This window comes from Streptomyces sp. NPDC057877 (assembly GCF_042796855.1).
In the GTDB taxonomy this organism is placed as follows: domain Bacteria; phylum Actinomycetota; class Actinomycetes; order Streptomycetales; family Streptomycetaceae; genus Streptomyces.
The window spans coordinates 214,030-225,846 of the sequence record NZ_JBHVMS010000007.1 but is presented as its reverse complement, the minus strand read 5'-3'; the positions used below and the strand labels follow the sequence as shown (position 1 = coordinate 225,846).

Annotated in this window: 9 protein-coding genes and 1 tRNA gene; 6 read left to right on the top strand and 4 right to left on the bottom strand. The window is 71.1% G+C overall.

All coding sequences use genetic code 11. The features are described from left to right. Positions 1 to 54: 54 nt before the first annotated feature. Complete coding sequence (locus ACFVQG_RS22545; RefSeq protein ID WP_383386167.1) at positions 55 to 1,038, top strand: aldo/keto reductase; 984 nt, start codon at positions 55 to 57, stop codon at positions 1,036 to 1,038. Beyond that, positions 1,035 to 3,077: a helix-hairpin-helix domain-containing protein gene (locus tag ACFVQG_RS22540; RefSeq protein ID WP_383386165.1), complete on the top strand. Its 2,043-nt coding sequence runs from the start codon at positions 1,035 to 1,037 to the stop codon at positions 3,075 to 3,077. Before ACFVQG_RS22545 ends, ACFVQG_RS22540 begins: the two co-directional genes overlap by 4 nt. Positions 3,078 to 3,126: 49 nt before the next feature. On the opposite strand, the gene ACFVQG_RS22535 is transcribed toward ACFVQG_RS22540, so the two are convergent. Further along, a complete protein-coding gene (locus ACFVQG_RS22535; protein ID WP_383386162.1) occupies positions 3,127 to 3,825 on the bottom strand; it encodes a hypothetical protein in 699 nt (232 codons plus the stop codon). A 47-nt stretch (positions 3,826 to 3,872) separates the two neighbouring features. Here ACFVQG_RS22535 and ACFVQG_RS22530 point away from each other — a divergent pair, with 47 nt between their 5' ends. Beyond that, positions 3,873 to 4,061: a DUF5703 family protein gene (locus ACFVQG_RS22530; protein WP_383386159.1), complete on the top strand. Its 189-nt coding sequence runs from the start codon at positions 3,873 to 3,875 to the stop codon at positions 4,059 to 4,061. A gap of 85 nt (positions 4,062 to 4,146) precedes the next feature. Here ACFVQG_RS22530 and ACFVQG_RS22525 read toward each other — a convergent pair whose 3' ends face one another. From ACFVQG_RS22525 to ACFVQG_RS22515, 3 genes are all read right to left on the bottom strand, one after another. Further along, positions 4,147 to 4,992, bottom strand: coding sequence for a chaplin family protein (locus ACFVQG_RS22525; protein WP_383386156.1), 846 nt, complete (start codon positions 4,990 to 4,992; stop codon positions 4,147 to 4,149). Positions 4,993 to 5,143: 151 nt separating this feature from the next. Then, positions 5,144 to 5,377, bottom strand: coding sequence for a chaplin ChpH (chpH, locus tag ACFVQG_RS22520; protein WP_383386153.1), 234 nt, complete (start codon positions 5,375 to 5,377; stop codon positions 5,144 to 5,146). A 156-nt stretch (positions 5,378 to 5,533) separates the two neighbouring features. Then, positions 5,534 to 6,886 carry a M20/M25/M40 family metallo-hydrolase gene (locus tag ACFVQG_RS22515; RefSeq protein ID WP_383386150.1) on the bottom strand — a complete coding sequence of 451 codons (1,353 nt, stop codon included), beginning with the start codon at positions 6,884 to 6,886 and terminating at the stop codon, positions 5,534 to 5,536. Positions 6,887 to 7,056: 170 nt separating this feature from the next. Here ACFVQG_RS22515 and ACFVQG_RS22510 point away from each other — a divergent pair. The 3 genes from ACFVQG_RS22510 to ACFVQG_RS22500 all read left to right on the top strand — a co-directional run bounded on the left by ACFVQG_RS22510 (position 7,057) and on the right by ACFVQG_RS22500 (position 11,816). Further along, positions 7,057 to 7,144, top strand: a tRNA-Leu gene (locus ACFVQG_RS22510). Between the two features lie 489 nt (positions 7,145 to 7,633). Beyond that, the gene (glgX, locus tag ACFVQG_RS22505) at positions 7,634 to 9,664 is read left to right on the top strand and encodes a glycogen debranching protein GlgX (RefSeq protein WP_383386147.1); all 2,031 of its coding nucleotides are present in this window, start codon (positions 7,634 to 7,636) and stop codon (positions 9,662 to 9,664) included. A 4-nt stretch (positions 9,665 to 9,668) separates the two neighbouring features. Next, positions 9,669 to 11,816 (top strand): AGE family epimerase/isomerase, encoded by a 2,148-nt coding sequence (locus ACFVQG_RS22500; protein ID WP_383387052.1) that lies wholly within the window; start codon positions 9,669 to 9,671, stop codon positions 11,814 to 11,816. The last annotated feature ends 1 nt before the right edge of the window (position 11,817 follow it).

Sequence of the window (11,817 nt, the reverse complement as noted above, 5' to 3'; positions counted from 1 at the left end):
CCGTTGTCCACAGGCAACCCACGCCATAGGTTCTGGCCAGTAATCTCGGCGTTCATGGAGCAGAGGCATCTCGGCCGTACTGGCCTGCGTGTGTCCCGTATTGGTCTCGGGACCCTTACCTGGGGCCGGGAACCCGACGAGCACGACGCGGCGGACCTCTTGAAGACGTTCTGGGAGGCGGGCGGGAACCTCGTCGACACGGCGGATGTCTACGGCGACGGTGAGGCGGAGTACCTGCTCGGGCGGCTCATCGAGGGACTGGTCCCGCGACGGGACCTGGTGATCTCCACCAAGGCGGGCAGCGTGCCCGATCCGGACCGGCGTTTCGACGGGTCGCGGGGCCACCTGCTGGCCGCGTTGGACGCCTCGCTCGCGCGGTTGGGTACCGACTACGTCGACCTGTGGCACGTCCACGCCTACGACGTGGACACCCCGCTGGAGGAGACCCTCCAGGCCCTCGACCTGGCCGTGAGCAGCGGTCGGGCCCGCTACGCCGGTGTGTCCAACTTCTGCGGCTGGCAGCTGGCCAAGGCCGCCACCTGGCAGCTCGCGGCGCCCGGCACGCGCACCCGGCTGGCCAGCACGCAGATGGAGTACTCCCTGTTGCAGCGGGGCGTGGAGCGCGAGGTACTGCCCGCCGCGCTGGATCTCGGCATCGGGCTGCTGCCCTCGTCGCCGCTCGGACGCGGGGTGCTCACCGGCAAGTACCGCAACGCCACGCCCGCGGACTCCCGCGGCGCCTCCGAGCACTTCGCGCCCTTCGTCGAGCCGTATCTCGACGACACCGCCAGCCGGATCGTGGACGCGGTGGCGACGGCCGCCGACGGGCTCGCGGTGACCCCGCTCCAGGTCGCCCTCGCCTGGGTCCGCGACCGGCCCGGCGTGGTCGCGCCGATCGTCGGCGCGCGCAACGCGCAGCAGCTCACGGCGGCGTTGTCAGTGGAGGCGCTTAGTCTTCCTGACGAGATCTGCCGGGCGCTCGACGATGTGTCGGCGCCCGTGCATCGCTATCCCGATCACGACTGGAGCACGCTGTGAGCACGGAGCCGGAGACCACCAAGGACGGCGAGCCGGAGACGCCGGACGGCGCGGGCGCCGCCGAGGTGTCCGAGGCGCAGGCCGAGCTGGAGGCGCAGCGCCTCGAGCGGGAGCGGATCGAGCGGCGCAAGGCGGAGAAGCAGGGGCCCATCGAGAGCGGTACCAAGCTCAGTGGCACGGCCGCCGAACTGCTGGCCGCCGTGCGGGCCGTGGAGAGCGGGGAGAAGCCCGCCGCCGTCTTCGCCGAGGAGGAGGTCCAACCCCGGCGGGCGGCCGTGGTGGAGCCCGTGCGGCGGGTGGCGCAGCCGGTGGCGGCTCCCGTGCTGCCGGACGCGGCGAGCGTCGCCGGTGTGCGTGAGGTGTTGGTGGCGGGGGGTGCGCCCGAGGGGCTCGCCCCGGAGGTTGTGGGTGCCCTGGGTGACGGTGCCGCTGAGGTCCTGCGGGACGATCCCTGGCTGTTGCTGCGGGTGCCGGGGGTGCGGCCGGAGCAGGCCGACGGGTTCGCGCGGGCGCTGCTGGGTGATCAGTGCGCGCCCGACGACGAGCGGCGGGGGCGGGCCGTCGTCGGGTGGCTGCTGGAGCAGGCGGCGGTCGCCGGGCACACGGTGCTCGAACTGCCCGCCCTCACCGCCGCGCTGGGCCAGCGGGGCGTGCCCGATCCGGATGACGCTGTGCAGGGTGCGCTCGCCGAGGGTGAGGCCCTCGTCTTCCAGGACGCCCTGGAGGAGGGCGGCGGGGAGGCGGAGGGTGAGGAGCGGCCCGTGCGGGTGCTCGTCGGGCTGGAGCGGTACGCGCTGGCCGAGGAGAGTCTCGCCGACGGGCTGGCCCGGGTGATCAACTCCGTGCCCAAGCAGGACGGTTCGGCGGAGGTGTGGGAGCGGGCCGCCGGGGCGGTCGAGGGGGCCGCGGGTGAGTTGATCCGTGCCGTGGCCGGGCACGGGCTGGTGCTGCACACCGGTGGGGAGGCCTCACGGGCCGAGCCCGCCGCCCTGCTGAGGGCCGCGCGGGGGGTGGGGCTGCGGGCCTGGGGGGCCGTCCACAGTCCGGGCGGACGGGCCCGGTTCGCCGCGCTGGTCGGGGAGGACGCGGGCGGTGTGGTCACCGTCGCCGGGCTGCTCGGGGGGACCGAGGGGCCCGGGCGGGATGCCGACGGGGCGCTGGATCTGGATCTCCTCGTCGTCCTTGACGCTCCGCAGCTCGATGTCGAGACCGGGGCGCTGCTGGTGGAGTCGTTGCCGGACGGGGTGCGGCTGGTGCTCGCCGGGGATCCGGCGGTGCTGTGGTCCGTGGGGGCCGGGCGGGTGTTCGCGGATCTGCTGACCGTGCGGGCCTGTCCGCGGGTGGCATCGCGGACGCCGGACCCCGGGCCCCTCGGTGAGCTGGTGTCCGGCATCGGTGTCGGGGAGCTGAACCAGGTCGAGGCGCCCGGCAAGGAGGTCGTGATCGTGCCGGTGCGGGACGCCGGGGAGGCCGTGCACCGGACCGTGCAGCTCGTGGCGGACTCGGTGCCCCGGGCGATCGGGGTGCCGGTGGAGGAGACCGTCGTCCTGACACCGGGGCATGGCGGTGCGGCCGGTACCCGCGTGCTGAACGCCGCGTTGAAGGAACGGCTCAACCCCGGGCCGGGGCGGTTCGGTGGGTTCGACGCCGGGGACCGGGTCGTCTACTCCCCCGTGCCGGGCCGGGTGCTGCCGGGGGTCGTCGTCGGGGGCGAGGCCGACGGGCTGCGGCTGTCCTGCGCGGGCGAGGAGGTCGTCGTGGCGCGTGAGCGGGTGGAGCGGTCGGTGCGGCACGGGTGGGCGCTGACCGCTCACCAGGCCGTCGGGGGGCGCTGGCCCGCCGTGGTCGTGGTGTTGCCCGGTGACGCCGCCCCGGCGCTCAGTCGGCCCTGGGTGTACACGGCCTTCGGGCGGGCCGAGCGGCATCTGTCGGTGGTGCACGGGGTCGACCAGGCGCTGGCCCGGGCCGTCGCCGAGGTCGCGGCCAAGCCGCGCACGACACGGCTGCCGGTGCTGCTGGGCGCGCAGCTCGACGGATGAACGGGACGGCGGCCACCGGTCCGGTGGCCGCCGTCCCGTGTCCTGCGTGTCAGCGCTCCGCGTCCAGCGGTTCCAGGTCCTCGTCCTCGTCCAGCTCCAGTTCGCCGTCGAGGTCGTCCTCCTCGTCGTCGATGTCGTGGCCCAGTTCCTCGTCGAAGACCGCGCTCACGTCGAAGCGGCAGACCACCCGCTGCGGATCGGCGTTCTCGAACGGGGCCTCCAGCCATTCGCCGGGGTCCGCCGGTTCGTCCGCGGCCGTGACCCACATCGTGGAGTCACCCTCCTCCAGGCCGAACTCCTTGTGCCGGGAGGCGATCTCGTCGGGTTCGAACTCGCCGAAGAGGATGCCGAGCGCCCCGTGCACCGTGGCCGCCGCCTGCGCGCCCGTGCCGTCGTCGTCCGCCGCCTCCACGCGCTGGGCCTGGGCCATGAGCCGCTGCGGCTCCACCACGGTGTAGTCGCGGCGGATCAGCACACTCAGCGCGTTCGGCTCCTCCGGGCCCGTGTACGGCGGCAGGGTGTCCTCCGCGCCGGGGATCTCGAAGGGCGTGACCTCGTCGTAGCGGTCGTAGAGCAGCTCGTCGTACGCCTCGGCGGCGGCGGCCAGTTCGTTGAACGCCTCGTAGACGCCCGGGTCGTCCTCACCCGACCGGCGTTCGACCGCGGCCAAGTGGCGGTCGAGCGCGGTCTTGACCGCCTCGGCGGCGGCTCGTACCTCGGCAGCGGTGGGCTGCGCAGCATCAGACATAGTGCAGACGCTATCCGCACCCGGGCTCTGCCCGCACAATAGATGCGATGCCGGAATACGAATTTGTCGACGTGTACGTGCCGCGCGGGGTCTCCCGCAAGGAGGCGGCTCGTCTGCTGACAGACCATGCGGAGTACGGGCACTGGGAGTTGGACCGTCTGAGCCTGCTGCGTGACGGCAGTCGCAGGGTGCGGCTGCGGCGGCGGATCATCCGCCAGGTACGGGCCACTTGGTGATCTAGGTCACGGACGGGGGCGGAGCGGGCCCCGGGTTGGGGAGCCCGCTCCGCGTCCTGTCCTCAACGGGGGGTTTTGCGGTGGTTCACTGTGCGGTGCGCGCCTTGCGGTAGAGGACCGCTCCGGCCAGCAGCGCGCCCGCGCCCAGCGGGACCGCGGCGCCGAGCGGGAGGCCGCTGCCGGTGTCCGCGAGCTGGGCGTCCGCCTGCGGCTGGGTGACGGTCTGGGTGCCGGGGCGGTTGCCGGACGGGGAGTCGTCCGGCGTCCCGCCGTCCTCGGCGGCGGGCGGGGTGCCGGGGGTGTCCGGGCGGTCGGGTTCGACCGGGTTGTCCGGGGTGCCGGGGTTGCCGGGGGTGCCCGGCGTCTCCGGGTCGGTGGGGCTGCCGGGGTCGTCCGGCGAGCCGGGCGGCGGGGTCGTGCCGTCGCCGCCGCCGGGCGGGGGCGTGGGGTTGCCGCCACCGGGCGGAGGCGTGGGGTTGCCGCCGCCGGAGCCGTCGCCGGGTGAGCCGCCGTTGGCGCAGTCCTGGCCCGTCGTCGGGTTACCCACGCCGACCACGTCGACGCTGTTGCCGCAGACGTTCACCGGGACGTGCACCGGCGCCTGGACGTGGTTGCCCGAGCCGACGCCGGGTGAGTCGCTGGCGTGCCCGTCCGCGTGGGCGCCACCGCCCGAGCCGTTGCCGTTGCCGTTGCCGCAGGAGTTGCCCGCGGCCGGGTTGAGGACGCCGACGACGTTCACGGTGTTGCCGCAGACGTTCACCGGCGCGTGCACGGGTGCCTGCACGCTGTTGCCGGACAGTACGCCGGGCGAGCCGGACGCCGAACCGCTGGCGCCCGCCCCGGAGGTGGCGTGGGCCTGGGCGCCCGCCGCGGCGATCACGCCGGTCGCCGCCGCCATGGTCATCAGGCCCTTGCGGGTGACCTGTCGCATGTGCTGAATTCCTGCCTTCCCCTTGTGCCGAATTCCTCGGCCTGCCGTATGCGAAAAGGAACCGGTCGACCCCGGAGCGCATGGCGCGCGCTCCGGGGCCGACGGGGCGGGTCCGGACCCTTGGGTCACACCCTCTTGAGGGGTGCCGACGTCACTTGTTGATGCACACGTTGCCGAAGGCGGGGTTCAGCACGCCGATCACGGAGATCGTGTTGCCGCAGACGTTCACCGGGATGTGAATGGGCGCCTGGACGACGTTGCCCGACGCGACACCCGGGGAGTGCACCGCGGCGCCCTGAGCACCGGAGTCGGCGGCGGCGACGCCCGCACCCGCGAGAACCAGACCACCGGTGGCGGCGGCAGCGGCGACGATCTTCTTGAGCATTATTCCTCCTTGTTGACAATGCGATCCCATGAAGCTGATCGCATCAGCAGTAACGAGGAGGAACTAATAGAGCTACGACCCTATGAGCGCATTCACCCTTTCCAGTCACGACCGTACGTGCGGCCGATTAGTGGAGTGTCGTTTCCGTGGGTCACGTCAGGACGCGTCGATGAACCGGTCGAGCACCCGCACACCGAACTTCAGGCCGTCGACGGGGACCCGCTCGTCGACGCCGTGGAACATCCCGGCGAAGTCCAGCTCCGGGGGCAGGCGCAGGGGGGCGAAGCCGAAGCAGCGGATGCCGAGGTCGTCGAAGGACTTGGCGTCGGTGCCGCCGGAGAGCATGTACGGCACCGCCCGCGCGATCGGGTCCTCGGCGCCGAGGGCGCTCTGCATGGCGTCGACGAGCTTGCCGTCGAAATCGGTCTCCAGCGCCTTGTCGGAGTGCACGTCCTCGCGCCTGACCCGCGGGCCGAGGATCCGGTCCAGGTCGGCGAGGAACTCCTCCTCGTAGCCGGGCAGGAAGCGGCCGTCGACGTGGGCGGTGGCCTGGCCGGGGATGACGTTGACCTTGTAGCCCGCGCCGAGCATGGTGGGCGCGGCCGAGTTGCGCAGGGTGGCGCCGACCATCTTGGCGATGCCGCCGAGCTTGGCGAGGGTGGCGTCCATCTCCTCCGGGTCCAGCTCGGTGCCGAGCGCGTCGGAGAGTTCGTCGAGGAAGGAGCGGACGGTCTTGGTGACCCGTACCGGCCAGGTGTGGCGGCCGAGGCGGCCGACCGCCTCGCACAGTTCGGTGATGGCGTTGTCGTCGTTGGTCATCGAGCCGTGTCCCGCCGTGCCGTCGACGGTGAGCCGCATCCAGTGCATGCCCTTCTGGGCGGTCTCGACGAGGTAGAGGCGCAGCTTCTCGTTGACGGTGAAGGAGAAGCCGCCGACCTCGCCGATCGCCTCGGTGACGCCCTCGAAGAGGTCGGGGTGCTTGTCGACCAGGAACCTCGCGCCGTAGGTGCCGCCCGCCTCCTCGTCGGCGAGGAAGGCGAGCACGATGTCGCGGGGTGGCTTGCGGCCGCTGCGCAGCCGGTCGCGGACGACCGCGAGGGTCATCGCGTCCATGTCCTTCATGTCGACGGCGCCGCGGCCCCAGACGCAGTCGTCGGCGATCTCGCCGGAGAACGGGTCGTGGGTCCAGTCGGCCGCGTTGGCCGGGACCACGTCGGTGTGGCCGTGGATGAGCAGGGCGGGCCGGGAGGGGTCCTCGCCCTCGATCCGGGCGACGGTGGAGGCGCGGCCGGGGTGCGACTCGAAGATCCGGGGTTCGAGTCCCACCTCGGCGAGCTTCTCGGCGACGTACTCGGCCGCCGCGCGTTCGCCGGGGCCGGAGTGGTCGCCGTAGTTGCTGGTGTCGATGCGGATGAGTTCGCGGCAGAGGTCCACGACCTCGTCCTCGCCGGTGACGCTGGTGGCCGGGTCCGTCTGGCTCACGCTGTTTTCCTCCCGCTGTACCTGCATGGACGTGCTGACGAAGCCCTCTCATCCTCCCCCGCCGCCGGTCGTGGCCCAAGACCGGCGCAGGTCGGTCACACGGCGTTCACACGGGGCGGGGGTGTGATCGGCCGGGCTGGAAGCCTGGTAATGTTTACGTCGTCGCCGCGGGGGAAACCCCGCACGACAGACACCTTGTCCGGGTGGCGGAATGGCAGACGCGCTAGCTTGAGGTGCTAGTGCCCTTTATCGGGCGTGGGGGTTCAAGTCCCCCCTCGGACACCAGCCGAATCCCCTCGGCCGCTCAGGCGGCCGGGGGGATTTGTCGTACACCGGCGGATCAGCTGAGGCACAGCGGCGGATCAGCGGCGGCACAGCGGCGGAAGTGGGCCGTCGCGGCCGAAACGGCCGAGCGCGGGACCCGCGCCGCCGGGTTCCGCAAGTTTTCCGAGTGATCCCGTTCTGCCGGGAAGTGCCAGGTGCCTCGCCCTTGCCTCGTTCCGGGGCCGGTTCGTCCGCGCCTCCGGTTTTACACAGCGCTTGACTCAATCTTACAGAGCTTGTTGACTGATTCCGGCGTGGTCCTCGGCCAGTTGCCGACAGCGCATGCGCGGCCTGTGGCGGACTTGACTGTTGCTCGACAACCCAGGTGACATGAGGTGAAGCTCTGTGAAAAGCCAGGGAAGCGTGTTGACGGAGCAGCGGCCGGAGGCCGTCTCGAGAGTCACCCCGGGGCATCCACAGCCACTGGGCGCCACCGTGGTCCCCGGTGGCGTGAACTTCTCCATCTTCTCGGAGCACGCCTCCCGGGTCGATCTGCTGCTGTTCGACCGCTGTGACGCGCCCCAGCCGTCCCGGGTCATCCGGCTCCATCCGGAGCAGCACCGCAGCTTTCACTTCTGGCACTGCCATGTGGCGGGCATCGGCCCCGGCCAGGTGTACGCGTACCGCATCGACGGCCCGCGCAACACCCCGCACTCCGGGGCCCGCTTCAACCACCGCAAGGTGCTGCTCGACCCCTACGCCCGGGCCAACATCAACACCTGCTGGGAGCGCTCGCGGGCGGTCGGCGGCGCCGACAACGTGGAGCACTCCATGCGGAGCCTGGTCGTCGACCTCGACGACTACGACTGGGAGGGCGACCGGCCGCTGAACATCCCGATGGCGGACACGATCATCTACGAGGCCCATGTGCGGGGCCTGACCGCCTCACCCACCGCGCGCACCGAGCAGCCCGGCACGTTCTCCGCGCTGGTGGAGAAGATCCCCGAGCTGCAACGGCTCGGGGTCACCGCCGTGGAGCTGCTGCCCGTCTTCGACTTCGACGACACCCAGATCCTGCGCATCGGACCGGACGGCACCCCGTTGCGCAACTACTGGGGCTACGACCCGTACGGCTTCTTCGCCCCGCACACCGGCTACTGCGCGAGGCCACAGCTGGCCCACCACATCACCGAGTTCCGGGACATGGTCAAGGCGCTGCACCGGGCCGGGATCGAGGTCATCCTGGACGTGGTCTTCAACCACACCAGCGAGGGCAACGAGTACGGGCCGACGATCAGCTTCCGGGGCGCGGCGAACGAGGCGTACTACCACCTGTGGCCGCAGGACCGCAGCCGCTACATGGACTTCACGGGCTGCGGCAACGCCGTCAACGCCAACCACCCGATGGTCACCAAGTTCATCCTGGAGTGCCTGGAGTACTGGGTCACCGAGCACCACGTGGACGGCTTCCGGTTCGACCTGGCCTCGGAGATGTCCCGGGGGCCGATGGGGTACGAGATGGCGGTGCCGCCCGCGCTGTGGGCGATCGAGCTGTCCCAGGTGCTCGCCGAGACGAAGATCATCGCGGAGCCGTGGGACGGCGGCGGGCTCTACCAGGTCGGCCGGTTCCCGGGGAAGCGCTGGGCGCAGTGGAACGGGCCGTTCCGGGACGACGTACGGCGCTTCGTGCGCGGGGACGCCGGGCTGGTCGGGGAGATCGCCTCGCGGATCGGCGGGTCGGCGGACCTCTTCTTCCCGCAGCAGGTGCTGCCGACCAACAGCATCAACTTCATCACCTGCCACGACGGGTTCACCCTGAACGACCTGGTGTCCTACAACCACAAGCACAACCACGCCAACGGCGAGGCGAACGCCGACGGGGCGCACGAGAACTTCAGCTGGAACTGCGGGGTCGAGGGGCCGTCGGACTCCGAGGAGGTCGAACGGCTTCGGGTGCGGCAGACCAAGAACCTGCTGTCCGTGCTGATGCTCAGCCGCGGGGTGCCGATGCTGCTGGCGGGTGACGAGTTCCGCAACAGCCAGCAGGGCAACAACAACGCCTACTGCCAGGACAACGCGATCTCCTGGCTGGACTGGGAGCAGGCCGAGAAGGAGACGGAGATACGTTCCTTCACGGAGCGGATCATCGGTCTGCGCAAACGGTTCCAGACCTTCCGTGAGCCGCGCTTCTTCACCGAGCGGCGCAACGAGCGCGGGGTCGCCGATGTCACCTGGCACGGCACCCAGTTGCTCTGCCCCGGCTGGGACGACGCCGAGGCCCGGGTGCTGGCCGCCACGCTCGGCGGGTTCCAGGGGGACCCCGACCTGCATCTGATCATGAACATGTACCACCTGGGCCTGGACTTCGAGCTGCCGGTCATCGACGGCCACCGCTGGCACCGGGTGCTGGACACCGCCTGCGGCGCGCCGCGCGATCTGCTGGCGCCCGGCCAGGAAGAACCGATCGAAGCGGAGACCTTCCACGCCCACGGCCGCAGCGTCGTGCTGCTCGTGGCCTTACCCGATGAGAAGGGCACGTGACGAGATGAGTGCCACCGCCGAACGCCGAATCTTCTCCGACACCCTCGCCGGTTACGTCACCTACCACAGCCCCACCCAGAACCGGTTCGGGCTGCGCACCTCCGACGGCCGCGAGTTCACCGTGCACCTGGCCCGCAACGTCGTCTCCCGCATCGTCCGCAACCTCGGCGACTCCTACCGCGACACCACGGGGCAGACCCGGGACATGCTCGGCGCGGGCCGCTTCCTGTTCGCGTACGGGATCTTCTACGAGTGGGAGGGCGGGTCGCGGTTCGAGGCGAAGGAGATCACCTTCCCCGAGGAGAGCCGCGGGCAGTACGTCTTCGAGCACCCCAGGTGGTGGGTGCAGCAGGCCGCCGCCATCGCCGACTTCTATCTGCGCGGGCAGTTCCCCGACGGAAAGTACGACTGGCGCAACTACCGCACCAACCTGACGCTCGACGGGGCCCAGCCGCCGGAGTTCGCCGGGCAGAACGTGCGGCAGGAGACCGACACCATCTCCCGGCTGGTGTACGGACTGGCCACGGCCTACCTGCTGACCGGCGAGGACCGGTTCCTGGACGCGGCCGAGAGCGGCACCGAGTACTTGCGGCAGTACATGCGCGTGGACGACAAACAGGACGGGATCGTCTACTGGTACCACGGCATGGACATCACCCCGACCGGGCGGCGCAAGGTGTACGCCTCCGAGTTCGGCGACGACTTCGACGCCATCCCGATGTACGAGCAGATCTACGCGCTGGCGGGGCCCACCCAGACGTACCGGGTGACCGGCGACCCGCGGATCATCGAGGACATCGACCGGACGGTGGCGCTGTTCCAGCGGTACTTCCGCGACGAGGAGCGCGGGGGCTTCTTCTCGCACATCGACCCCATCAACCTCAGCCCCTGCGACGACGCCCTGGGCCGCAACCGCTCCCGCAAGAACTGGAACTCCATCGGCGACCACGCCCCGGCGTACCTGATCAACGCCTATCTCGCCACCGGCCGCCAGGACTTCGCCGAGCTGCTGGAGGAGACGGCCGACACCATCGTGGCCCGCTTCCCGGACGAACCGAACAGCCCCTTCGTACAGGAGCGGTTCCACGAGGACTGGACGCCGGACCGCACCTGGGGCTGGCAGCAGGACCGTGCGGTCGTCGGCCACAACCTCAAGATCGCCTGGAACCTGACCCGGATCCAGGCCCTCGCCGACAAGCCCGAGTACGCGGAGACGGCCCGCAGGATCGGCGAGATCATGCCCGCGGTCGGCAGCGACCAGTTGCGCGGCGGCTGGTACGACGTCGTGGAGCGGCGGCCCGACCCGGACAGCGGCATCCACCGCATGGTCTGGCACGACCGCAAGGCCTGGTGGCAGCAGGAGCAGGCGATCCTCGCCTATCTGATCCTGGCCGGGGCCTCGCACGACCCGGACTCGCTGCGGCTGGCCCGGGAGGCGGCTGCCTTCTACAACGCCTTCTTCCTGGACCACCAGGACGGCGGCGTCTACTTCAACGTGCTCGCCGACGGCAATCCGTACCTGGTCGGCACCGAGCGGTTCAAGGGCTCGCACTCCATGGCCGGGTACCACGCGCTGGAGCTGTGCTACCTGGCCGCCGCCTACACCGGACTGCTGATCAGCCACGAACCGCTGAGCCTGTACTTCCGGCCGCGCCCCGCCGATCTGCCGGGCCGGGAGCTGCGGGTGACGCCCGATCTGCTGCCGCCCGGCACCGTGGAGCTGACCCGGGTGTGGGTCGACGGTCAGCCCCACCACCACTTCGACGCCAAGGAACTGACGGTCCGGCTCCCGCAGAGCGATGTGCCGGTGCGGGTGCGGGTCGAGCTGGAGCCCGTCCAGATGCGGCTGCGGATCCGCTGTGAGTTCGACGGCGGCACCGCGCACGTGCGCTGCGGCGGCGCGGTGGACTCCGGTGAGCTGGAGAAGTTCCGCCGGGTGCTGGGCGAGGTGATGGCCGCGGGGCCGCAGCGGGTGGAGTTCCATCTGGGCGAGGTCACCGAGATGTGCCGGCCCGCCGTGAACGAACTGCTCGTGCAGCGCACCAAGGCGGGCCTCGACGTGGACTTCGTCGTCGTCGGCTCGGTGCTGCCGGAGGTCCGCGAAGCCCTGCTGGCCACCGACGCCTTCCTGCTCGAGGCCGAGGAGGACTGAC